The organism is Streptomyces sp. NPDC057136 (assembly GCF_042670885.1).
Taxonomy (GTDB): Bacteria; Actinomycetota; Actinomycetes; order Streptomycetales; family Streptomycetaceae; genus Streptomyces.
On the sequence record NZ_JBHUUV010000034.1, the window covers coordinates 1 to 23,150 of the forward strand.

Annotated in this window: 20 protein-coding genes and 1 pseudogene; 13 read left to right on the plus strand and 8 right to left on the minus strand. The window is 70.5% G+C overall.

All coding sequences use genetic code 11. The features are described from left to right. Window positions 1–116: 116 nt before the first annotated feature. The gene (locus ACFT7S_RS30430) at window positions 117–1,832 is read right to left on the minus strand and encodes a bifunctional 3'-5' exonuclease/DNA polymerase (RefSeq protein ID WP_382737368.1); all 1,716 of its coding nucleotides are present in this window, start codon (window positions 1,830–1,832) and stop codon (window positions 117–119) included. A gap of 98 nt (window positions 1,833–1,930) precedes the next feature. On the opposite strand from ACFT7S_RS30430, the gene ACFT7S_RS30435 reads away from it, so the two are divergent. The 3 genes from ACFT7S_RS30435 (at window position 1,931) to ACFT7S_RS30445 (ending at window position 6,543) form a co-directional block, all read left to right on the plus strand. Continuing rightward, the gene (locus ACFT7S_RS30435) at window positions 1,931–2,842 is read left to right on the plus strand and encodes an NADP-dependent oxidoreductase (RefSeq protein WP_382737369.1); all 912 of its coding nucleotides are present in this window, start codon (window positions 1,931–1,933) and stop codon (window positions 2,840–2,842) included. Between the two features lie 256 nt (window positions 2,843–3,098). Next, window positions 3,099–4,289, plus strand: coding sequence for a DUF2786 domain-containing protein (locus ACFT7S_RS30440; RefSeq protein WP_382737370.1), 1,191 nt, complete (start codon window positions 3,099–3,101; stop codon window positions 4,287–4,289). Between the two features lie 97 nt (window positions 4,290–4,386). Then, window positions 4,387–6,543 carry an FUSC family protein gene (locus tag ACFT7S_RS30445; RefSeq protein WP_382737371.1) on the plus strand — a complete coding sequence of 719 codons (2,157 nt, stop codon included), beginning with the start codon at window positions 4,387–4,389 and terminating at the stop codon, window positions 6,541–6,543. Between the two features lie 10 nt (window positions 6,544–6,553). On the opposite strand, the gene ACFT7S_RS30450 is transcribed toward ACFT7S_RS30445, so the two are convergent. Further along, window positions 6,554–7,060, minus strand: a complete 507-nt coding sequence (locus ACFT7S_RS30450; RefSeq protein ID WP_382737372.1) for a hypothetical protein — start codon at window positions 7,058–7,060, stop codon at window positions 6,554–6,556. 251 nt (window positions 7,061–7,311) lie between these two features. On the opposite strand from ACFT7S_RS30450, the gene ACFT7S_RS30455 reads away from it, so the two are divergent. Continuing rightward, window positions 7,312–7,554, plus strand: a complete 243-nt coding sequence (locus ACFT7S_RS30455; RefSeq protein ID WP_382737373.1) for a DUF397 domain-containing protein — start codon at window positions 7,312–7,314, stop codon at window positions 7,552–7,554. An 89-nt stretch (window positions 7,555–7,643) separates the two neighbouring features. Here ACFT7S_RS30455 and ACFT7S_RS30460 read toward each other — a convergent pair whose 3' ends face one another. Next, the gene (locus tag ACFT7S_RS30460) at window positions 7,644–8,171 is read right to left on the minus strand and encodes an ATP-binding protein (RefSeq protein WP_382737374.1); all 528 of its coding nucleotides are present in this window, start codon (window positions 8,169–8,171) and stop codon (window positions 7,644–7,646) included. Window positions 8,172–8,513: 342 nt separating this feature from the next. Here ACFT7S_RS30460 and ACFT7S_RS30465 point away from each other — a divergent pair, with 342 nt between their 5' ends. The 6 genes from ACFT7S_RS30465 to ACFT7S_RS30490 all read left to right on the plus strand — a co-directional run bounded on the left by ACFT7S_RS30465 (window position 8,514) and on the right by ACFT7S_RS30490 (window position 14,100). Beyond that, window positions 8,514–9,395 carry a helix-turn-helix domain-containing protein gene (locus ACFT7S_RS30465; RefSeq protein WP_382737375.1) on the plus strand — a complete coding sequence of 294 codons (882 nt, stop codon included), beginning with the start codon at window positions 8,514–8,516 and terminating at the stop codon, window positions 9,393–9,395. Between the two features lie 63 nt (window positions 9,396–9,458). Continuing rightward, the gene (locus ACFT7S_RS30470; protein ID WP_382737376.1) at window positions 9,459–10,916 is read left to right on the plus strand and encodes an aldehyde dehydrogenase family protein; all 1,458 of its coding nucleotides are present in this window, start codon (window positions 9,459–9,461) and stop codon (window positions 10,914–10,916) included. A gap of 95 nt (window positions 10,917–11,011) precedes the next feature. Continuing rightward, window positions 11,012–11,575, plus strand: coding sequence for a DinB family protein (locus ACFT7S_RS30475; protein ID WP_382737377.1), 564 nt, complete (start codon window positions 11,012–11,014; stop codon window positions 11,573–11,575). 30 nt (window positions 11,576–11,605) lie between these two features. Then, complete coding sequence (locus tag ACFT7S_RS30480) at window positions 11,606–12,247, plus strand: PadR family transcriptional regulator (protein WP_382737378.1); 642 nt, start codon at window positions 11,606–11,608, stop codon at window positions 12,245–12,247. A gap of 78 nt (window positions 12,248–12,325) precedes the next feature. Continuing rightward, on the plus strand, window positions 12,326–13,273 hold the full coding sequence (locus tag ACFT7S_RS30485) for an ATP-binding cassette domain-containing protein (protein ID WP_382737434.1): 948 nt from the start codon (window positions 12,326–12,328) through the stop codon (window positions 13,271–13,273). Further along, complete coding sequence (locus ACFT7S_RS30490) at window positions 13,270–14,100, plus strand: ABC transporter permease (RefSeq protein ID WP_382737379.1); 831 nt, start codon at window positions 13,270–13,272, stop codon at window positions 14,098–14,100. Before ACFT7S_RS30485 ends, ACFT7S_RS30490 begins: the two co-directional genes overlap by 4 nt. Before the next feature lie 12 nt (window positions 14,101–14,112). Here ACFT7S_RS30490 and ACFT7S_RS30495 read toward each other — a convergent pair whose 3' ends face one another. Further along, complete coding sequence (locus ACFT7S_RS30495) at window positions 14,113–15,540, minus strand: glutamate decarboxylase (RefSeq protein WP_382737380.1); 1,428 nt, start codon at window positions 15,538–15,540, stop codon at window positions 14,113–14,115. Between the two features lie 150 nt (window positions 15,541–15,690). Beyond that, entirely contained in the window at window positions 15,691–16,971 is a 1,281-nt protein-coding gene (locus ACFT7S_RS30500) for an ion channel protein (protein ID WP_382737381.1), read from the minus strand. Window positions 16,972–17,108: 137 nt separating this feature from the next. Between ACFT7S_RS30500 and ACFT7S_RS30505 the strand changes: the two are divergent. Continuing rightward, window positions 17,109–17,868 (plus strand): annotated as a pseudogene (locus ACFT7S_RS30505) (MerR family transcriptional regulator). A gap of 45 nt (window positions 17,869–17,913) precedes the next feature. Here ACFT7S_RS30505 and ACFT7S_RS30510 read toward each other — a convergent pair. Continuing rightward, the gene (locus ACFT7S_RS30510; protein WP_328910891.1) at window positions 17,914–18,279 is read right to left on the minus strand and encodes a YbjQ family protein; all 366 of its coding nucleotides are present in this window, start codon (window positions 18,277–18,279) and stop codon (window positions 17,914–17,916) included. Window positions 18,280–18,425: 146 nt separating this feature from the next. Here ACFT7S_RS30510 and ACFT7S_RS30515 point away from each other — a divergent pair, with 146 nt between their 5' ends. Beyond that, on the plus strand, window positions 18,426–19,151 hold the full coding sequence (locus ACFT7S_RS30515) for a DedA family protein (protein ID WP_382737382.1): 726 nt from the start codon (window positions 18,426–18,428) through the stop codon (window positions 19,149–19,151). A gap of 17 nt (window positions 19,152–19,168) precedes the next feature. On the opposite strand, the gene ACFT7S_RS30520 is transcribed toward ACFT7S_RS30515, so the two are convergent. Beyond that, complete coding sequence (locus ACFT7S_RS30520) at window positions 19,169–20,863, minus strand: threonine/serine exporter ThrE family protein (RefSeq protein ID WP_382737383.1); 1,695 nt, start codon at window positions 20,861–20,863, stop codon at window positions 19,169–19,171. 177 nt (window positions 20,864–21,040) lie between these two features. Further along, complete coding sequence (locus ACFT7S_RS30525; RefSeq protein ID WP_014155500.1) at window positions 21,041–21,535, minus strand: inorganic diphosphatase; 495 nt, start codon at window positions 21,533–21,535, stop codon at window positions 21,041–21,043. Window positions 21,536–21,621: 86 nt separating this feature from the next. Between ACFT7S_RS30525 and dacB the strand changes: the two genes are divergently transcribed. Beyond that, complete coding sequence (gene dacB / locus ACFT7S_RS30530) at window positions 21,622–23,106, plus strand: D-alanyl-D-alanine carboxypeptidase/D-alanyl-D-alanine-endopeptidase (RefSeq protein ID WP_382737384.1); 1,485 nt, start codon at window positions 21,622–21,624, stop codon at window positions 23,104–23,106. The last annotated feature ends 44 nt before the right edge of the window (window positions 23,107–23,150 follow it).

The following is a 23,150-nucleotide window of genomic DNA, read 5'->3' on the forward strand; positions in this document are numbered from 1 at the left end:
GGAGACCCCACCTGAGGACGCTCCGGCGCCTTGCGATGCACCGCACCAGACGCCGCGCCCTATCCGACCCTGATCCGCCGGACAGGCCCTGGGCCGGGCCCTCGTACCGGCCGCGTTCACTTTGCGTCCGAGTACCGCTCCACCACCGCCGTCGTGAACGGAAACCGCACCGGTGTCTCGCCGAAGGCCGTCCGCCCGGCCAGCTCCCCGGCGGCGCGGATCGCCTCCACCACGCTCTCGGCCTCCTCGGCCGGGCAGTGCACGATCACCTCGTCGTGCTGGAAGAAGACCAGCTCGGCCCGCAGCTGTCCGGCGGCGAGTGTCCGCCGCAGCGCGGCCAGGAGCAGCAGCGCCCAGTCGGCGGCGCTGCCCTGCACCACGAAGTTCCGCGTGAAACGGCCGCGCGCCCGGGCGTTCGACGAGGCGTAGCCCGGAGTGAACTCGGTGTCTCCCGAGCCCCCTGCGCCGCCCCCGCCCGGCCCCTCCTCGGCCTCCTGCGGGATGCCCGCCTCCTCGTCCTCCCCGGCCCCGGCGGCCGGTGGGCTCGTCCGGCCCAGCCAGGTCCGTACGAGCCGGCCCTCCTCACCGGCCTTCGCCGCATCGTCGACATAGGCGACAGCCTGCGGGAACCTCCGGCGCAGCGCGGCAAGATTCTTCAGTCCGTCGCCGGACGTCTGGCCGTAGATCGCGCCGAGCAGGGCGATCTTCGCGTGGTCGCGGTCGCCGTGGAACGCCCGGTCGGACAGGGCCTTGTAGAGGTCGCCGTCATGCCCGGCCACCTCCATCAGCCCCCGGTCGCGGGAGATCGCGGCCAGGACGCGCGGCTCCATCTGGTCGGCGTCGGCGACGACCAGCCGCCAGCCCTCGTCCGCGACGACGGCCTGCCGTATGACCTTGGGGATCTGGAGGGCCCCGCCGCCGTTGGTCGTCCAGCGGCCGCTGACCGTGCCGCCCGGCTGGTACTCCGGTCTGAACCGGCCGTCACGGACCCAGTCCTGGAGCCAGCTCCAGCCGTGCGCCGTCCAGATCCGGTACAGCTTCTTGTACGCGATCAGCGGCTCCACGGCCGCGTGGTCCAGCTCCTCCAGCTCCCAGCGCCGGGTCGACTTCACCTTGATCCCGGCCTGCGCGAACGCCTTCAGCACATCGGCGGGCAGATCGGGACGCACCCGTCTGCCGAACGCCGCCGACACCTCCTCCGCCAGCTCGGCCAGCCGGCGGGGCTCCCCGCCGCCCGCGTACCGCTCGCCCAGCAGCTCGTGCAGCAGGTCCCGGTGCACATCCGCCCGCCAGGGCAGGCCCGCCCTGTTCATCTCGGTGGCGACGAGCATGCCGGCCGACTCGGACGCGGTGAGCAGCCGCATGCGGCCCGGATGCGCCGCCGCGTCATGACGGCGTACCTGGTCGGCATAGACGGCGAGGAGCGCGTCGAAGGGGACGTCCGTCCCCGACTGCGGCTCGAAGAGGGAGGACTGCGATCCGGGTTCGGCGGACCGGGGCGGCGGATCGGGCGGCACGGGGGCGTTCTGCAGGCGGGCAAAGGCGGCGGCTGCGGAGCGGGGCTCCCCGAAGCGCCCCTCGTGGCCGAGCAGCAGGAGCTCGGCGCACTCCACGTCGTAACACCGCTCGACCCGGACCCCGGCCGCGAGCAGCCGCGGATAGATCTCGGCGGTGGACCGCCAGACCCAGCGCACCACATCGGGCCGTGACCGGACGGCCTCGACGAGGTCGGGCTCGGTGAGGACGGGACCGGCGGGCAGCCCGTCCCGATCCAGCGGTGCGAGCAGTGCACCGCCGCCCTCTGCCGTGGCCAGAGCCCAACGTTCGGTCATGGATCGAGTCTGGCACCCGCCACTGACAACGGCCCGGACCGTGGCCCGGACGGCGGCTCCGGGTCGCGGGAGCGAATCCGGGCCGTGAGGATCGACGTATGGAAGCGATCGTGTACGAGAAGTTCGGCGGCCCCGAGGTGCTGCACCTGACCCAGGTGGACGAGGTGCACCCGGGCCCCGGCCAGGTCCGTGTGGAGGTCAGGGCGGCCGGGGTCAACCCGATCGACTACAAGATCCGGCACGGCTGGATGGAACAGGTCTTCACCACCCCGCTGCCCGCGACACCCGGCAGCGATGTCGCCGGGGTGGTCGACGAAATCGGCGAGGGTGTCACGGCCTTCGCGCCCGGCGACGAGGTCTTCGGTACGTCCGCCACCGGCTCCTACGCCACCCACGCGCTGGCGGACGTGCGGGCTGTCACCCGCAAGCCGGAGGAGCTGAGCTGGGAGGAGGCGGCCGCGCTGCCGATCGCTTCCGGAACGGCCGCCCGCGTGCTGGACGAACTCGCGGTGACCGAGGGGGACACGCTGCTGCTGCACGGGGCGGCCGGAGCGGTGGGCACCGCGGCGGTCCAGCTGGCGACGGCCCGGGGAGCCACGGTCATCGGCACCGCGTCCCCGGCCAACCACGACTACCTGCGCGTACTCGGCGCGGTCCCGGTGACGTACGGGGACGGCCTGGTCGACCGGGTCCACCAGGTCGCTCCGCAGGGTGTGGACGCGGTCTTCGACGCCTCGGGCCGGGGTGCGCTGCCGGACTCGATCGAGCTGCGCGGCGGTACGGACCGGATCGTCACCATCGCGGACGCCGACGCCGCGAAGCTGGGAGTGGCGTTCTCTTCCGGCGCCGGCAGCGTGCCCGGCGAACACCTCGCGGAGAACGCCCGCCTGGCGGCGATGGGGGAGCTGCGGGTGCCGGTGGCGCAGACGTTCGCCCTGTCCGATGCGACGAAGGCGCACGAGGCGAGCGAGACGGGGCATGTACGGGGGAAGGTGGTTCTGATGCCGTGAGGGGCCGGGGGTTCCTTGCGGTGCCGGCTTGTGCCGCCGGACCCTGCCGCCACGGTCGCCGGGGCGGCGCTGCCCCGGACCCCGGTCCTGGACGCGGGGCCCACTCCGAAGGCCGGTTCCAGCCCCTCCGGCGTTTGAGGAGCGGGGTCTGGTGCCCCGCCCCAGGTTCGGGAAGGGGCGGGCAGGGGAACGCCCGCCGCAGGCGCCCACCCCGCCACCGCACCGCACCCCCCACGCCCCCACCTACCCTGACCTCATGGAACCGGTGATCGACCAGGCATTCGCAGCAGCCCTGTACGCGCACGACGACACGGGCCTCGACACCGGCGCCTCCCTCCTCGCCGCCGCCCCCACCGCCGACGACGAGGTGCACGCCCGCGGTGAGGAGTTCGTGCGGCGTGCCTGGGGCCGCGGCTGGCAGCCCGCCGACCTCATCCGGATCGTCCGGCGCGAGCTGGACGAGAGCGGGGCCGCGCTCGCGGCCACCCTGATCGCGGCCGAGACCGCCAGGTACCCGCACCTCCCACCCCGCTGGGCCGACCAGCTCGCCGCACTGCCCGCACCGGCACCCCGGAACCGGCCCGACCGCTTCTCGTACGCCTCCGCCCTCCTCGACCTGTACCGCCTGCTGCTGGGCCTCCCCTCCATCGAGCCCGTCGGCCCGCCCCCCGGGACCGCCGCCGACCGTCTCCACCAGCCTCCCGCCCACGGCGAATCCCGCATGCTCACGCGGATTCGCGCACTCCTCGCCAAGGCGGAGGGCACCGACTTCCCGGAGGAGGCCGAGGCCCTCACCACCAAGGCGCAGGAGCTGATGGCCCGGCACAGCATCGACGAGGCCCTCCTCGCCGCCCGTACCCACAGCGACGAGACGCCGGGTGCCTGCCGGATCGGGGTCGATGCCCCGTACGAGACGGCGAAGGCGATCCTGCTCGACGCCGTCGCCTCCGCGAACCGTTGCCAGGCCGTGTGGAACAGCGAGGTCGGCTTCACGACCGTCGTCGGTTTCGAACCGGACCTGGAGGCCGTGGAACTGCTCTTCACCTCCCTGCTCGTGCAGGGCACATCCGCGATGACGAAGGCCGAGGCAGGCCAGCGAGCCGGCGGACGCAAGCGGACCAAGGCGTTCCGGCAGTCGTTCCTGATGGCGTACGCCCAACGGCTCGGCAGCCGCCTCGCATCCGACACCGCCCGGGTCACCGCGGCAGCCGACGCGGGCGACGCGGGCAACGAGACCGAGGGCGGCACGGAACACGCCGCTCCCGGCAGCCTGCTGCCGGTCCTCGCCGCCAGGGACGTCGCGGTCACGGACACGGCCGAGCGGATGTTCCCGAAGACGACCACCACCCGGGTACGCGGCGCCACGGACCTCGACGGCTGGACCCACGGCACGGCCGCCGCGGACCGGGCCCGGATGGGAAGAAGCGGTCCGGGAATCGACCGTTAACGGGCCGGGAATCAACTGTTAGGCACAGGATCGGCCCGTTAAAGCACGATCCTCCACCCAAGTCGGCCTTGTCAGGTATTGCGGCTAGGCTCGCCGCGTGAGCTGGCTCCGGGCGCTGAAGGAGACCGCCCGCTCGGGGCTGACGTTCGAGCGGCGGCGCCTCGAACCGCTCATCGCGATCCGCGGGGCAGCCGGTCTCGCGCTCGTCCTCGGGGCGAGCCTGGCCCTCTTCGGGCCCGTGATCGCCGCCAGTTCCGCGTTCGGCGCGTACCAGGCGGCGATCGCCACCTTCCAGCGCAGTTGGCGGCCGAGGCCCGTCCTCGCCCTGGTCTCCGGTGCCAGCCTCGCCGTATCGACGTTCATCGGCTACCTCACCGTCTCGCACACCGCCCTGTTCGTCGCCGTGCTCGTGCTCTGGACGTTCGTGTCCGGTCTGGCCTGGGCGACGGGGCCGACCGCAGGCATCATCGCCTCGTCCAACGTCGCGATCATGCTGGTGACGATCACCCTGCCCACCTCCGTCGCCGAAGCGGCCGTGCACGCGGCGATGATCGCGGTCGGCGGCGTGGTCCAGGCCGCGCTGATCGTCCTGTTTCCGGTACGCAGATGGGGCGCCCAGCGGGACGCGCTCGCCGACGCCCTCGCCGGCGTGGGCGACTACGCCCGACGGCTGCGCCACGACCCGCTGGCCGACTTCGACCCCGTCCCGATGATGACCGCCCGCAGCGCCGCCGCCGTCACCCCCCGTCAGGCCCGCCACAGGCCCGCCGAACTGCACGGGGCCCGCGGGGCCGCCGAGCGGATCAGGCCCGTGCTGGCCTCGCTCGCGGACCCCGCGCTGGGCGTCCCGGTGGAGGGGCCGGAACGCGACCGGGCCCGCGAACTGCTCGCCGCCGCCGCGTCCGTGCTCGACGCGGCGGCCCGCGCGATCCGGCAGGGCGACCCGGTGCGACTCCCCGCACCCGCCCTCGCCGCGCTCAGGACCCCGGACACCGAGGCGATCTTCACCGGCCCGCCCCGCCGCGCCGTCGACCGGCTCACCGCGCTGCTCGACGACGTCATCGAGATCGCCGAGGGCGGCGGCACGGACGACGGGGACAGCGCCACCCCGGACGCCCCGCACCGCCGCCGCCCCACGCTGCTGCGGCTGGTCCCCGTCGTGCTGAGGTCGATGCGTGGCGAGCTGCGGCGCGGTTCACCGATCCTGCGCCACGCCATCCGGGTCTCGGCGGTCGTGGCGGCGGGCTACCTGGTCGGCGTGGCCCTGCCGTTCGGCCACGGATACTGGGCGCCGATGGTCGCCGTCATGGTGATGCGCCCGGACTTCTCGCAGACGTACTCCCGTTCCGTGGCCCGCTTCGGCGGAACCGTCGTCGGGGTCACGCTCGCCGGAGTCATCGTGCAGACCGCCCACCCCGACACCACGGTCCTGGCCGCCCTGTCGGTGGTCTGCGCCCTGCTGATGTACCTGCTGATGCGCACCGGCTACGTGATCAGCCAGATCTGCGTCTCCGCCTACGTCGTCTTCCTGCTGGGCATGGCGGGCGACGACTGGTCCCAGACCGTCACCGAACGCGTCGGTCTGACCTTCGCGGGCGGCATCCTCGCGATGGTCTCGTACGCCGTCTACCCGGCCTGGGAGACACCCCGGCTGCGCAACCGCCTCGCCGCCTGGCTGATCTCGGACGGGCGGTACGCGGCCACGGTCGTCGACCAGTACGCCGATCCGGCGGCCCGGAGCAACGAGGACGTACGCGCCGCCCTGCTGGCCACCCGGGAGGCCCGGATCGCCTGGCAGGAGGCGCTGGCGACCGCCCAGTACGAGCCCGTACGCCACCGGGGCATCTCCCGCTCGGCCGCCGACGACGCCCAGCACGCGCTGGGGCGGCTCGGCCGGGTCGCGATGGTGCTGGAGGCGCATCTGCCGGCGGGTTCGGCCGCCCCCGTACCGGGCGCCGCCGAGCTGGCCGCGGCCCTGCGGAAGGCGACCGAGAAGGGGGCGAAGGCGGTGCGGGAGCGTCGCGTACCGGAGTGGGAAGCGGTACGCGAAGCGGTGGCGCACTGGGACACCGAGGAGTCGGGCTCGCACGCCGTGACGGGGGAGGACGCCATCACGGACGCCACCACGGCGATCCCCGCTCCGGTGCCCAACCCGGTCGTGCGCGAGGGTGCCGGCCTGCTCCTCGAAGCGCTGGAGGAGTTCTCGCGGAGCCTGGACACAGGCAAAGGAGACCGCGACACGGACCGGGGCTGAGCCGCAGCCGTCAGGGGGTCGGCATGCCCGGCAGCTCCGTGGGCAGCTCCGTGCCGTCGGTCTTGGTGAGCGTGTCCGTGGCTCCGGCATCCCACGAGACGACGAGGGTGGTGCCGTCGTTGGACTCGATGGCCCCCATGGTGCGGTCGGTGTTGCCGTCGGTGCACTTCAGCGTCAGCATCACCTTGCCGTGGTCCGTCACCTCGCCCTGGCAGACGTGCTGTTCGGCGACGAGCGCGACCTTGCCGGAGGCGACGGACAGGGCGACGGCCTTCCCGTCGCTCAGCCCCGCCCAGGTGCCTTCGAGCTGTGAAGCACCGGCGCCGGGCTTCCCGGTCTGCCCGGAGGTCGAACCGGAATCGGAACCGGAGCTGGAATCGGAACCAGAACTGGAACCCTTGCTCGAGCCGCCCTTCCGGCCGCCGCCACCGTCCCCGTCACTGCCGCAGGCCGTCAGTGCGAGCGCGGCCACAAGGCTCGCGGCAACGACGGCTCCGGTACGTACAAACCTGTCCACGTGGACTTCCCCCTGTTGATTTTCGGTCGAAAGACCGCGCCAAACTACCAGCGACGCAGAAGCAACTCCCTTAAGACGGAGCCGAATAGACGTGCCGTTCGTCTCTTCACCGGGAGGGTGGGCAGGTGGGGGCGAAGCTGTAATCAAAGGAACACCCCGCGTGCACGTGCATCTGCTCATGCATTGGCATATGAACACAGCTATGATCCGAGCTAGTTGACACTTGCACCTTGCAACTCGGGGAGCGTCCTGTGCACCACGTGTACAACGGCATGGCGGCCAGAGAGCTTCGCGGAGTCGTCTGGCAGAAGAGCAGACACAGCAACTCCCAGGGCTCCTGTGTGGAGTTCGCCAAACTGCCCGGAGGGAATGTGGCGATGCGGAACTCGCGCCACCCCGACGGGCCCGCCCTGGTCTATACGCCGGCCGAGATAGAGGCGCTGCTGCTCGGCGTCAAGGATGGGGAGTTCGACCACCTGGCCACCGGCGGCTGATCGCATCTACCCGCGGCCGACCGTGCCGGTCCGGCCCCTGCGCACGCCCGCGCCGACTGCGTCCTCTACGCGCGTCGGCGCTCAGCGATCTACTGCGCGATCTGCTGCGCGCCGTCGGCCGTTCCGTCGTCCGGCAGCCGGAACAGCGCCCAGACCACCTTGCCGCGCATCGCTGCGGCGGGCAGCTTCTCCCCGGCCAGTACGGGGGAGGGGTGCCAGCCCCACGAGTCGCTGAAGGACTCCACCAGGAACAGGCCGCGACCCGACTCCGCCGAGTCCGCGGCCTCACCGGCCACCGGCCCCGACCGGCTGGGATCGCGCACCGCGCACACCAGGCGTGACGTCCAGTGCATCAGGTGCAGCCGTACGGGCGGGTCCTGCGGGTCCCTGGCGACATCCGCCGGCAGGGCATGGCGCAGGGCGTTGGTGACGAGTTCGGAAACGACCAGGGCGACGTCGTCGAACCGCTCGGTCAGTTCCCACTGGGTGAGCGTCGTCCTGGTGAACTGCCGTGCGCCGCCCACCGCCTCGTAGCGAGCCGGCAACGTGCAGGAGGCCGATCCCGCGACCGCTGAGGGGTCGGTAGGTGGAAGCCCCAGCCGTAACGGCTCGAGCATCGTCGATCCATTCGTCCCCATGCGAGGCACTCCCGGGATTCGCGGCTGTAGCGGCACTGCCTGTAGCGGTACTGCGGGGGGTACAGCGGCACAACACGAACGAGCACGCAGGTGCGTGAGGGCCATGGTTCCGAATGCGCAGGGCAGATGCAAGGGCAGATGCACGTGCACGCGCCGGACCTGCCCGACAGCGTGCCGGTTCTTACTCATTTCTTCCCCTGGGCAGATTTGAAGCTTTCTGCAAGTCTTCCCATTTCCGTAATCGAATGAGTACGGGCTGAAGCGTTTTGGTGGCAGAATCCGGCACTCGGGGTTCGGGGGAACCTCGGTGCCCGGGAAGCGATGAGGAGGGTTGGACCAGTGCCGGCAGGCGAGTCGAGTGGTTCTGTGGTGCGGCGCATCCTGCTGGGCTCACAGCTCAGACGCCTGCGCGAGTCGCGCGGCATCACCCGTGAGGCGGCCGGCTACTCCATCCGCGCCTCCGAATCGAAGATCAGCCGCATGGAGTTGGGACGGGTGAGCTTCAAGGCCAGGGACGTCGAGGACCTGCTCACGCTCTACGGCGTCGCCGACGAGGTGGAGCGCGACTCCCTCCTCGGCCTGGCCCGTGAGGCCAACGTGGCAGGCTGGTGGCACAGTTTCGGAGATGTGCTGCCTGGCTGGTTCCAGACGTACATCGGTCTGGAAGGGGCGGCGTCGCTCATCCGGATCTACGAAGTCCAGTTCGTCCACGGCCTGTTGCAGACCGAGGCGTACGCCCATGCTGTGGTCTCCCGGGGTATGCGCGGCGCTCCCGCGGCCGAGATCGACCGCCGGGTCGCGCTGCGGCTGGAGCGCCAGAAGGCACTCGTCTCCGAGCGGGCCCCCCGCTTCCACGCCGTGCTCGACGAGGCGGCGCTGCGCCGTCCGTACGGCGAGCGCGAGGTGATGCGTGCGCAATTGCGGCATCTGATCGATATGTCGGAGCAGCCGAACATCACGCTCCAAGTGATGCCCTTCAGTTTTGGTGGGCACGCGGGAGAGAGCGGCGCATTTACGATGCTGCGATTCCCGGAATCCGATCTGTCGGATCTGGTCTATCTGGAGCAGCTGACAAGTGCGCTTTATCTGGACAAGGCCGAGGAAGTCGCCCAGTACGAAAAGGCCATGATTCGGCTCCAGGAGGACAGTCCCGGCCCTGAAGAGAGCCGCGATCTGCTTCGTGGTCTCCTTCAACTGACGTGATTTATCAGTACGATGACGCAGTATCAGCCGTGCCGGGAGTCTGCGTCTGCAGTAAGGGATTGCATGTCCTACTTCAATGAACTGGCCCACCAGTACATCGACGGCGAGTGGCTGACCGGCAGCGGCTCGTGGGACATCATCGATATCAATCCCTACAACGGCGAGAAGCTGAGCTCGATCACCGTCGCCACCTCGCTGGAGGTGGACAGGGCCTACCGCGCCGCGGAATGCGCCCAGCGGAAGTGGGCCGCGTCCGGCGCGTACGAACGCCGTGCCGTACTGAGCCGCGCCGTGGACATCATCGAGGAGCGCGCCGACGCGATCGTCGAAACGATCGTCGACGAACTGGGTGGCACCCGCCTCAAGGCGGAGTACGAGGTCCGTATCTGCCAGGAGTTCCTGCGTGCGGCGGCCGGCCAGGCGCTGCGCCCCATGGGCCGGCTGCTGCCCTCACCGGTGGACGGCAAGGAGAACCGCGTCCACCGGGTGCCCGTCGGCGTCATCGGCGTGATCTCCGCCTTCAACTTCCCCTTCCTGGTGACCATGAAGTCCGTGGCCCCCGCCCTGGCCCTCGGCAACGCGGTCGTCGTGAAGCCCCACCAGAACGCGCCCATTGTCGGCGGCGCTCTGGTGGCCAAGATCTTCGAGGACGCGGGGCTTCCGGCCGGGCTGCTCAACGTCGTGGTCACGGACAGCGCGGAGATAGGCGACTCGTTCATCGCGCACCCCGTGCCCAAGGTGATCTCATTCACCGGCTCGGACCGCGTGGGCCGCCATATTGCCGCGACGGCGGGCGGCCTCTTCAAGCGGGTCATCCTCGAACTCAGCGGCAACAGCGCCCTGGTGGTGCTGGAGGACGCGGACATCGACTACGCGGTCCAGGCCGCCGTCTTCAGTCGCTTCCTGTACCAGGGACAGGTCAGCATGGCCGCCAACCGCATCCTGGTGGACCGGGCGGTCGAGCCCGAGTTCACCGAGCGGTTCACGGCCGCGGTGGCCGCCCTCAGGACCGGTGACCCACGCGATCCGGAGACCCGCATCGGCCCGGTCATCAGCGCCTTCCAGGCGGACGCCCTGACCGCCCTGGTCGACCAGGCGATCGCCGACGGTGCCACGGCGCTGGTACGGGGCCGTACGCGCGGCAATCTCGTCGAGCCGACGGTGCTGGCAGGACTGCCCGAGGGCTCCCCGCTGCTGGCCCAGGAGATTTTCGGCCCGGTGGCGCTGCTGGTGCCGTTCGAGGGCGAGGACGAGGCCGTACGGATCGTCAACGACAGCCCGTACGGACTGAGCGGTGCCGTGCACACGAAGGACGTGGAGCGCGGTGTCCGCTTCGCGCGGCGCATCGTCAGCGGGATGTTCCACGTCAACGACTCCACCGTCCAGGACGACCCGCTCGTGGCCTTCGGCGGCGAGAAGATGTCCGGGATGGGCCGGCTGAACGGCGAGGCCGCGGTGGAGGCGTTCACCACGCAGAAGTGGATGTCCATCCAGCACGGACGGACCCAATTCCCGCTCTGAAGTCCCGTGTTGAGGACAGGAGCTGACCGCAAGGGTTCGTAACGTAGTCGGTGTCAGGAAGAAAGACACCGGCACGGATCCCCAAGGCGGTCACCATGGTTACTCACGTTCCCTCCGAGGCGCACGGCGACGAGCGCGGTGCCCTTCTGGCCTTCGTCGAGGCGCAGCGCGGCGCCGTCCGCCGCTCGCTCATCGGTCTCTCCGAGGAGCAGGCCGCGAGCCGCCCCAGCGCCAGCGAGCTCTCGCTGTCCGGGCTGCTCAAGCATGTGGCCGAGACCGAGCTGAACTGGCTCCGGATGGCTCAGCAGCAACCGAACGACAAGGCGCGCACCCAGGAGACCTGGGGCGACAGCTTCCGCCTGGTCGAGGGCGAGTCGATCCCCGAGATCCTCGCCTTCTGGGCGAAGGTCTCGGCGGAGACGGAGGAGTTCATCGCCTCGGTGGCCAGCATGAACGACACCTTCCCGCTCCCCGAGGCGCCCTGGTTCCCGAAGGACGGCCGGGTCTCGATGCGCTGGCTGCTGGTCCACCTCGTGGAGGAGATCGGCAGGCACGCCGGTCATGCGGACATCATCCGGGAGTCCCTCGACGGCAGGACGGCCTTCGAACTGGTCGCCCTGGACGCGGGCTACGCTGAGGACGCCCCTAGTCAAAATTGAATAGAAACACTGAAGAGAAAGAGTGTGGGAATGTCCGCGATCCGGCTGCTCGTCCTCGGTGCCGTGCGTCAGCACGGTCGTGCGCACGGCTATCAGGTCCGCAACGACCTGGAGTACTGGGGCGCGCACGAGTGGTCCAACGCGAAACCCGGATCGATCTACCACGCTCTCAAGCAGATGGCGAAGCAGGGCCTGCTGGTCGCGCACGAGGTCGCGCCGTCCACGGCCGGCGGCCCGCCGCGCACCGAGTACGAGATCACCGAGCAGGGCACGCGGGAGTTCCTGACCCTGCTGCGTGAGGCGATCACCTCGTACGACCAGAAAATGGACGTGCTCTCGGCGGCCATCGGCTTCGTCGTCGACCTGGAGCGGTCCGAGGCGCTCGCGCTGCTGCGGCAGCGGATCGCGGCCATCGAGGCGTGGCGGTGCTCGGTGACCGAGCACTACACCCCCGAGGACGGCCCGGAATCGCTCGGGCACATCGGCGAGATCATGCACCTGTGGGTGTACTCGGCGGATGCGGGCGCCGAATGGACGCGCGGTCTGATCGCCCGGATCGAGGGGGGCGCGTACACCTTCGCGGGCGAGGGGGAGCCGTTCGTCGGGGTGCTCGGCGAGGGTGAGGAGAACCCCTACGCGACCGGCGTCCCCGATCCCGGAGACAATCACTAATCAAGTTTGACGAATAGGTTCCGGCGGGTTACCTTCGCCACCTAGTCAAATTTGACTACACGAGGACGGATGGAACCTGTGACCGACGCGATCGTCGTAGAAGGCGTCCACAAGCGGTACGGGGACAAGCGCGCCCTGGACGGGCTGGACCTCACCGTCCGCCGCGGCACCGTGCACGGCGTGCTCGGCCCCAACGGCGCGGGCAAGACCACGGCCGTACGCATCCTGTCGACGCTGCTCCGGCACGACGAGGGCCGGGTCGAGGTGGCGGGACTCGACGTACGCACCGATGCGCGTGAGGTCCGGCAGCGGATCGGCCTGCTCGGGCAGCACGCGGCGGTGGACGAGGAGCTGGGCGGCCGGCAGAACCTGGAGATGTTCGGCCGGCTGTACCACCTGGGCGCACGCCGGGCGGGCGTACGGGCGGACTCCCTGCTGGAACGGTTCGGGCTCGCCGACACCGGCCGCAAGCCCGTCAAGCAGTACAGCGGCGGCATGCGGCGGCGGCTCGACCTGGCCGCCTCGCTGATCACGGACCCGGAGGTGCTGTTCCTGGACGAACCCACGACCGGCCTGGACCCACGCGGCAGGGCCGAGGTCTGGAGCGCGGTGCGTTCCCTGGTGGGCGGCGGTACGACCGTACTGCTGACCACGCAGTATCTGGACGAGGCGGACCAGCTGGCCGACTGCATCTCGGTGATCGACCGGGGGCGGGCCATCGCGGACGGGACCGCCGACGCGCTGAAGGCGATGGTGGGCGGCGACCGGATCGACGTGGTCCTGCGTGACGAGGCCCGGCTCGGGGAAGCGGCAGCGCTCCTCGGGGACGGCGTGGTCGTGGACGAGGACCGGCGGCTGCTCAACGCACCTGCCCCGGACCGAATGGCGGCACTGACCCGGACCGTACGGGCGCTGGAGGACGCGGGCATCGTGGCGGAGGACATCGCGGTACGGCGTCCGACCCTGGACGAGGTGTTCCTGTCCCTCACGGAACGGACGCCGGACGACGCGGAGGTGGCGGCATGAGTGCGGGTACGGCAACGGTGACAGCGACGAAGCTCACGGGAACGAGCCGCATCGGCTGGGCGCTGGCCGACTCCTGGACGATGACCCGGCGCGAACTGGCGCGCTGGGCGCGACAGCCGGTCCAGGTGGTCGTCGGCCTGGTCTTCCCGGTGATGCTGCTCCTGATGTTCAACTACCTGGTCGGCGGCGGCCGGGGCGTCGACGGCGACACCACCGAGTTCCTGGTGCCCGGCATGCTCGCGCTCACCATGGCCTTCGGCCTGGAGGGGACGATGCTTGCCGTCACCCAGGACCTCGGCAAGGGCGTCATCGACCGTTTCCGCTCCATGCCGATGGTCTCGGGCGCGGTACTGGTCGGCCGGAGCGTCGCGGACATGCTCCAGTCGGTGGCAGCGCTCGCCGTGATGATCGGCGTCGGTTACGCGGTCGGCTGGCGCTGGCACAACGGCATCGCCGCCGCACTCGGCGCGGTCGGCCTTCTGCTGCTGCTCCGGTTCGCGATGCTGTGGATCGGCATCCAGCTGGCGATGGTGGCGGGCAAGCCGGAGATGGTGCAGGCGGTACAGATCCTGGTCTGGCCGGTGGGCTTCCTCTCCAACGTCTTCGCGACCCCGGAGTCGATGCCGGGCTGGCTGGGCGCGGTCGTCGAATGGAACCCGATGTCGGCCACGGCGACAGCGGTACGCGACCTGTTCGGCAACCCGGGTGCAGCGGGCGGCACCTGGGCCTCGGACCACGCCGAACTCCTGGCGGTGGCCTGGCCGCTGGCGCTGACGGCGGTGTTCTTCCCCTTGGCGGTAACCCGCTTCAAGAACCTCGACAACTGATGCGCAACCCCCTCAGTGGTGGAACGACGTAGGCACCCCGTGGTCATGGCTCAGCGGATGCCGCTGAGCCCGAAGCTCCGGCAGCAACGACCCAAGGTCCCCCAGCAGCAACTCCGCGAGGTCCGAGGAGAACCCGTTGCGGCACACCATCCGCAGCACGGACAGATCCTGCCGGTTGGCCGGGAACGTGTACGCCGGCACCAGCCACCCGTACTCCCGCAACCGCCGTGACACGTCGAACACGTCGTACGCCTTCACATCCGGCGTCGTCGTGAACGCGAACACCGGCAATTCGTCGCCATGTGTGAGGAGTTGGAAGTCGCCCAGGCTCTCGATCCCGAGGGCCAGCTCCCGCGCCACCTCCCGCGACGCCTGCTGCACCGCCCGGTACCCCTCCCGCCCCAGCCGCAGAAACGTGTAGTACTGCGCTACCACCTGCGCGCCGGGCCGGGAGAAGTTCAGCGCGAACGTCGGCATGTCGCCGCCCAGATAGTTGACCCGGAAGACCAGCTCCTCCGGCAGCTCCGCAGCCGTACGCCACAACGCCCAGCCCACACCGGGATAGACGAGGCCGTACTTGTGCCCGGAGGTGTTGATCGACGAGACGCGGGGAAGCCGGAAGTCCCACACCAGGTCCTCGTCGAGGAACGGCGCCACCATCGCCCCGGACGCCCCGTCCACATGGACGGGGATGTCCAGGCCGGTGTGCTCCTGGAGCGCGTCCAGCGCCGCGCACAGCTCCGCGATCGGCTCGTACGAACCGTCGAACGTGGAGCCGAGAATCCCGACCACCCCGATCGTGTTCTCGTCGCAGAGCTCGGCGGCGGCCTGCGGATCGAGATGGAAGCGGCCCCCCTCCATCGGGACCTGGCGGGCCTCGACCTCCCAGAACGTACAGAACTTGTCCCAGCAGACCTGCACGTTGACGCCCATCACCAGATTGGGCCGGGCGGTGGCCGGGTAGCGGTCGGAGTTCCGCGCCGCCCACCGCCGCTTCAGCGCCATCCCGGCCAGCATGCACGCCTCGCTGGAACCCGTGGTCGAACAGCCCACGGCGGCAGCCGGGTCGGGCGCGTGCCACAGATCGGCGAGCATCGACACACAGCGCCGCTCCAGCTCGGCCGTGCGCGGGTACTCGTCCTTGTCGATCATGTTCTTGTCGCGGCACTCACCCATCAGCACCCCGGCCTGAGGCTCCATCCAGGTGGTGACGAAGGTGGCCAGGTTCAGCCGGGAGTTGCCGTCGAGCATCAGCTCGTCGTGCACGAGGCCGTACGCGGTCGACGGCGGCATGGGCCCGTCCGGCAGCCGGTGCCTGGGCGGCGCCGATGCCATCCCCGCGGCCGGATCGGCCTCGCCGAAGAACGGGTTGAGGGCGAGCTTGCGCCGCTCCTCGGGGGGTTCGTCCTCGTGCCCGTGGGCACCTTTGTGAAGCGGCATCGGCGGGCAGCCCTTCTCGGCTCTCGGCGGCGGTCGGGGTCTGCGCCGGACGGAATGCCGACCGGACGAGACCGCACGAATGCGACGATACGGATATTCGCCCCAACCGGCGCGCGGGGCGAACGCCCCAGGGGCCGACCGCCCGTCACCTCACCTCAGCGGCGTACCGTCCTCGCGCAACTGCATCTGCGGGCGTCCCGTCACCAGCAGCCAGGCCGGCAGCGAGGCGATGCAGAGCATGGGCAGTACGGCCGTGTCGCTGACCAGGACGGCCGCGGTGAACAGGCTCAGCCAGCCCTGGCGGGTCACGGCGAGCAGGATGCCCAGCACCGCGCAGGACACGGCGAGCGCGGGCGGTACGGAGTCGACCAGGGCGTTCGCGCAGAGCCCGAGCGCGACCCCGGCGAAGACGGCGGGGAAGATCCGCCCGCCCCGGAAACCACAGGTGGCGGCGACGATCAGTGCCACCGTCTTCACCACCGCCATGACGGCGAACTCCCCGGCCGTCCAGTTGCCGGGGTCCGCGGCGAGCTCCTTCGCCTCTTCGAGCCCCTTGAAGAGCGTGAGATGGCCCCCCAGTACCCCCAGCAGGCCGAGCAGCAGCCCCCCCAGGGTCATCGCGAGCACCGGATACCTCAGTGTCCGGAACAGCCGGTGGGTCACCGGGAACGCGTACACCGCCACCAGTCCGAGCAGTGCCCCCGCGGAGGCGATCACGACCGAGGAGAGCAGGTCGTCCCAGCCCGGCTTCGTGTAGTCGGGCAGCGACAGGTCGAAGCTCGGATGGGCGGTCAGCGTCATGGTGAGCGCACCCGCGGCGCCCGCCGCGAGCGGAGCGAAGAGCCGGTCCCAGAGCGCCCCGGGGGCGGGGCGCGAGGCGAGGCTCTCGGAGAGGATCAGCGCCGCGGCCACGGGTGTGCCGAACAGGGCGCCGATGGTGCCGGCCGCCGCGAGGTAGATCCACATCTCGGCGGGCGCTCCGGGCAGCGCACGGCGGCCGAGCCAGAAGGCCAGCGCGATGTTCGCGGCGGTGATCGGGTTCTCGGGCCCGAGGCTCACCCCGCCGGCCAGCGCCAGCACGGTCACCAGGAGCAGACCGGGGAGCACGCCGGGCGCCATCGGGGCATCCACCAGCCCGGTGGTGGCCGGGTCGGGGCCGGCGTGTCCGTGCACGGTGCGGACGACCAGGCCGACCGCGAGGCCGGTCGCGGTGAGCATGACGATCATCCACAGCGAGGAGTACCCGCCCACGCCGAGCGCGTCGGGAAGGGTCTTCCAGAGCACGTCCTGGAGTTCGTCCGCGAGGAGGCTGACGCCGAGCAGTACGAGCGCGGAGGCCACTCCCACGAGGAGGGCGGGCACGGTGATCAGCAGCAGCCGATGGGCCGGTGTGGGTGCGGTGGGCGCGGGGGAAGGCGATTCAGGGGCCACCGGCTCACCATAACGGCGTAAAAGCCCTCATAACCCTCAAAGTATCCACCACGTCACGCGATTTACGGCTTGCACCTCACGTGACGTCAGGTCCCAGGCTGAGGGACGTACCGAGAAACAGAAGGGAGCGGGAAACCGTGAGCTACTCCGTAGGCCAGGTCGCCGAATTCGCCGGAATCACGGTGCGCACGCTGCACCACTACGACGGAATCGGTCTGCTGTCGCCCAGCGCGCGCAGCCACGCGGGCCACCGCCGTTACGGCGACGGGGACCTCGACCGGCTGCAGCAGATCCTGTTTCTACCGGGAGCTCGGCTTCCCGCTCGACGACATCGCGGTCCTGCTCGACGACCCGGAAGCGGACCCGCAGGAACACCTGCGCCGCCAGCACGCGCTGCTGTCCGACCGGATCGCCGCACTGCGGAAGATGGCCGCCGCCGTCGAAACAGCCATGGAGGCGAAGAAGATGGGCATCAAGCTCACACCCGAGGAGAAGTTCGAAGTCTTCGGGGGCAAGGACCCGGAGGCGTACGCGGAGGAGTCCGAGCGCCGTTGGGGAGGTACCGAGACCTACGCCGAGTCGCAGCGACGGGTCGCCCGCTACACCAAGGACGACTGGAAGCGGATGCAGGCGGAGGTCGCCGACTGGGGCGAGCGCTACAACGCGCTGATGGAGGCGGGCGAGCCGGCCACCGGTGAGCGGGCCATGGACCTGGCAGAGGCCCACAGGCAGCACATCACCACGTGGTTCTACAACTGCACGCTCACGATCCACCGCGGGCTGGGCGAGATGTACGTCTCCGACCCGCAGTTCCGCGCCTACTACGAGTCGATGAGGCCGGGCCTGGCCGAACACCTGCGGGACGCGATCGACGCCAACGCCGAGCGCCAGGCCTGACCGCGCCTGTGGGTACGGGGGTGGGGCGCCCCACCCCCGTACCTCTCACAGCTTGCTGATCACCGCCGCCGTCCCGTACGCGCAGACCTCCGTACCCACGTCGGCAGCCTCGCTCACGTCGAACCGCATCATCAGCACCGCGTTGGCGCCCCGCGACCTGGCCTGCTCGACGAGCCGTTCCATCGCCTGGTTGCGGGTCTCCACCAGGGTCTTCGTCAGCCCCTTCAGCTCGCCGCCGATCATCGACTTCAGCCCGGCGCCGATCTGGCTGCCCAGATGGCGCGAGCGCACCGTCAGGCCGAACACCTCGCCGATCACCTGCGTCACCTGGTGTCCGGGAACGTCGTTCGTCGTGACGATGAGCACATCGGCCTGAGCCGTCTGTCCGCCGCCGTAGTCCTCAATGCCCATGGTTGTGGCACCTCCTGGGGAAAGCTTTGCCCCGGTTCGCTCCCTTTGCATGTCCGCCTACGCCGTTGGAACCGGGAGGAGCCTCGCAGCGTTGATAGCTTGGGGCGGCCACGCAGCCGCCATCGACGATCCTGGAGCCCGGACCCTTGAATACGCTTGCGCTCGGCCCGAGCTGGCTGGACCCGGACCATCTGATCAACCAGTTCGGTCTGATCGGCGTCCTGGCCATCGTTTTCGCCGAGTCCGGTCTGCTGATCGGCTTCTTCCTGCCCGGTGACTCCCTGCTGTTCACCACGGGGCTGCTGGTGACGACGGGGAAGCTGACGACGCCGTTGTGGCTGGTGTGCACCCTGGTCGCGCTGGCCGCGATCATCGGCGACCAGGTCGGCTATCTCTTCGGCCGCAAGGTGGGCCCGTCCCTCTTCAAGCGACCCGACTCCCGCCTCTTCAAGCAGGAGAACGTCGAGAAGGCCCACGACTTCTTCGAGAAGTACGGTCCGAAGTCCCTGGTCCTGGCCCGCTTCGTGCCCGTGGTGCGTACGTTCACGCCGATCATCGCCGGTGTGAGCCGGATGAACTACCGCTCGTTCATCACGTACAACATCATCGGCGGCATCCTCTGGGGCATCGGCGTCACCGTCCTCGGAGCCCTGCTCGGCAAGATCGACTTCGTGCACGCGCACATCGAATTGATCCTGATCCTGATCGTGCTCGTCTCGGTGCTGCCGATCGCCTTCGAGTTCCTGCGCGCCCGCAGCAAGTCGAAGAAGGAAGCCGCGCACGGGCAGGACGGCCCGGGGCACTCCGGCGGCGGTCCGGGCGAGGGCGGCGGCCCGTCCTCGGGCCAGCGCGGCCGGCACGCCAAGCGCTGACCCGCTCGCGTACGGGCTCAGAAGCCGCGCGTCCGCTTGGCCGCGCGGCGGCCCGCACCCCCGACGGCCCCGGGCACCCGCATGAACAGCCGCGAGATCTCGCTCCCCAGATTCACCCCGATCGCGATGGCCAGCGCCGTCGCCACCGCGGTCGACAGGGACGCGAGCCCCGTGTCCAGCTCCCCCTGAGCCACACCCAGCAGACCGAAGTACGTCGCGGAGCCAGGCAGCAGCGGACCGATCGCCGCCGTGATGAAGGGCAGCGACGAGGTGTACTGGTAGCGCGAGAACAACTGGCCGAAGAGCCCCACCAGACCGGCCGCCACCGCCGTCGCCGCCACCGGTGAGATGTCGCCCGTACGGGCCATGGCCCCGTAGATGATCCAGGCCACGCCTCCGTTGAGGGTGACCATGAGAACGGTGGAGCGCTCCTGCTGGAGCAGCACCGCGAAGGCCAGGCTCAGCGCCATCGACGCCAGGATCTGGAGCACGGGCCGGTCGACGGCCACGAAGCGCGCCTCGGGGTTCAGCCCGACTCCGAGCTGGACGCCCAGATAGAGGATCAGCAGCACCCCGGTGACGATGCCGATGAAGAAGTACATGACTTCCAGGAGCCGGGCCGCGGCGGTGATGTAGTAGCCGGTCAGGCCGTCCTGCACCCCCGCCACCAGGGCCCGCCCCGGCAGCAGCGCGAACAGCCCACCGGTGATCACCGCGGACGGGCGGATGTCCGTGGAATGGGTCAGCGTCAGCAGGACGCCCATGGCCGCGGGCGGCATCGCCGCGACCAGGAACTGGTAGAACTCCGGCAGTCCGCGCCCCGCGCAGAGCCACGCCAGCCGGTCCCCGAGCATCGCGCCGGCCGCCGCCACGATGAAGACCAGCACACCACCACCGACCAGCACCGACGCCGAACCGGCCAGCAGACCGGCGGCGGCCGTCAGCACCCAGCCGGCGTACGGATGCCGGTTACGGCGGATCTCGGCGAGCCGCCCGTACGCGTCCTCCAGCGAGACCTCGACGTCCTCCGTCGTGATGTCGTCGACCAGCCGGAACACGGCGGCCAGCCGGGTGTAGTCCGTGCCGCGGCGGCGTACGGTCCGGCTCGCCGTCACCGGGTCATCGATCAGCGACGGCTGGTGCGAGATCGACAGCAGCGTGAAGGTGACGGTCGGCTCGGAGCGGTCGAGTCCGTACGAACGCGTCACCGCGAACATGGCGGCCTCGACGTCCTCGGCGCCCTCGCCGCCCGCCAGCAGCAGCTCCCCGATACGCAGCGTCAGGTCGAGCACCCGCGGTACGGCAGGCCCGGTGTCATCGGTCTTCTGGATGCTCTCGGGCGCGGGCCGCTCGGTCACCGGCATCCGCAGCATGGTGCGCATCCGGTCCTGCCAGGGGGCTTCCTTGGTCAGCCGGATCATCGGGCTGCCGTGCGCCGGGGTGAAGGCGGGCGGTGCGTGCTGGGCGCTGTAGGCGCGCGGCGGCACGAACGCGGACGTCAGCGTGTCCGAACCGGAACCTGCTCCGGGGCCCGCTCCCGGCGCCCCCGAAGGATCCGTGTGCAGACCGGCCGGAAGTGCGAACTCGGATGTCGGATGGTCGTCCTCGACGGGCGCGGCGGGCTGGTCCACGCCCGGCGGTGCCACGAAGGCGCTGCGCGCCTCGTCGGACTGGGGCTTCTGGTCCTCCGGACCGCCCTGTTCCGCCACCACTCGACCTCGCTCCTCATCGGCTGCGCTTCCTCGGCTGCGCCCAGGGCTCTGTCTCGTGCCCAGTATGGGCACGGACATGGCCCGGTACGCGAAACGGGCGGCACACCGGTGAAGGTGTGCCGCCCGTTCGCCGACCCGCCCGGACCGACTGGCCCGAGCGGAACCGGAAGCGTTACGTCAGTGCGCGCCGCCCTGCGCCTCAAGACGCTTGTAGGACGCCTCGATCTCGGCCTCGGCCTCGGTACGGCCCACCCAGTCGGCACCCTCGACGGACTTGCCGGGCTCCAGGTCCTTGTAGACCTCGAAGAAGTGCTGGATCTCCAGGCGGTCGAACTCCGACACGTGGTGGATGTCGCGCAGGTGCTCCACCCGGGGGTCGGACGCCGGGACGCACAGCAGCTTGTCGTCGCCGCCGGCCTCGTCCGTCATGCGGAACATGCCGATGGCACGGCACTTGATGAGGCAACCGGGGAAGGTCGGCTCCTCCAGGATGACCAGCGCGTCCAGCGGGTCGCCGTCCTCGCCGAGGGTGTTCTCGACGAAGCCGTAGTCGGCCGGGTAACTGGTCGAGGTGAAGAGTCGACGGTCCAGGCGGATCCTGCCGGTCTCGTGGTCCACCTCGTACTTGTTCCGCGAACCCTTAGGGATCTCGATAACGACGTCGAACTCCACGGGTGGCTCCTCCATGATCAACACATACGACTGGTGATTAAGTGTCCCCCACGCAGATGGGTGCTCGCGAAAGGGGCTGGTCAACGGTGGCCGAGCCGGTGGAAAGACCGTCGATCCGTCCGTCGAACATGTGGGACAGGCTGAAAGACCCGAAGAACCGGAAACGGCTGATCGGGTCGGGCAGTCGGCAGTTCGTAGCAGGCTCCGCGGTGCTCGGACTGCTCGTCGCCACCGGCGCCGTCATCGCCGCCGGTCCCTGGGACTCCGGTCAGCGTAAGGCCGAGCGGGACCGGGTGGTCGCCCGGGAACGTACAGGTGGCGCACATCACGAGCCCAGCGCACCCGCCGCGCCGAAGCCCGCGCCCAGCGCCCCCGCCGTACTCACCGCACTGGGCGGCCCCGTCGTCCGGACAGCGCCCAAGGACGCCGCCGGCCTCACCGCCGCCCTGGGCTCCCTCCTGAACGGCCCCGCCCTCGGCACCCGCCGCACCGGCGCCGTCATCGACACGGCCACCGGGAAGCAGCTGTACGGACAGGGCACCGGCACCCCGATGACACCCGCCTCCACGGTGAAGATCGCCACCACCGTCGCCGCGCTCCACGCCCTCGGCCCCGACCACCGCATCGCCACGACCGTCCGGGCGTCCGCGGACTCGCGGACCCTCACCCTCGTCGGCGGCGGCGACCCCACCCTCGACAAGGCCGCCCTGCGCCGCCTCGCCGCCGGCGCGGCGGAAGCGCTGCGGGAGCAGGAGATCAGCACCGTCGAGCTCACCTACGACACCTCCCGCTACACCGGGCCCCCGCTGCACCCCATCGGCCCCAACGAGAACATCGCCCCGGTCAGCGCGCTCATGATCGACGAAGGCCGGCTCGACGGCTCCACCCACGGTCCCGCCCCGCGCACCGCCGACCCGGCCGGAGACGCCGCGCGTACCTTCGCCGCACTGCTCGACGAGGCCGGCATCGCCACCGAGGCCGCGCCCACCCGCCACCGCGCCCCGGCCAAGTCCCGTACGGTCGCCACCCACCGCTCGAAGCCGCTGTCCCTGCTCGTCGAGCGGGCCCTGACCAACAGCGACAACGACATCGCCGAGGCCCTCGTCCGCGAGACCGCGCTGGCGACGGGCGAACGGCCCGACTTCGCGGGCGGCCGACGGGCCGTCACCGCACAGCTGAAGAAGCTGGGCCTGCCGACGGCGGGCGCGAACCTCGCCGACGGAAGCGGCCTCGACCGGAACGACCGGGTGAGCGCCGCCCTGCTCGCCGGCCTCCTGGCCCGCGCGGCGGACCCCGCACACCCCGAACTCCGCCCCGTCCTCACCGGCCTCCCGGTCGCCGGATTCAGCGGCACCCTCAAGGGCCGCTACACCGAGAAGTCCCAGGGCACCGGCCTGATCCGCGCCAAGACCGGCACCCTCACCGGAGTGAACACACTCGCCGGAACCGTCGTCGACACGCAGGGCAGGCTCCTTGCGTTCGCCTTCCTCGCCACCGGCACGACATCCCCGTCCGAGGCCCAGTCCGCGCTCGACACCCTGGCCACCGCTCTCGTCGACGGCCCCCGATGAGCGCCCCAACACCCCTCCACGGGGCGACCCCCTCACGTACGGTT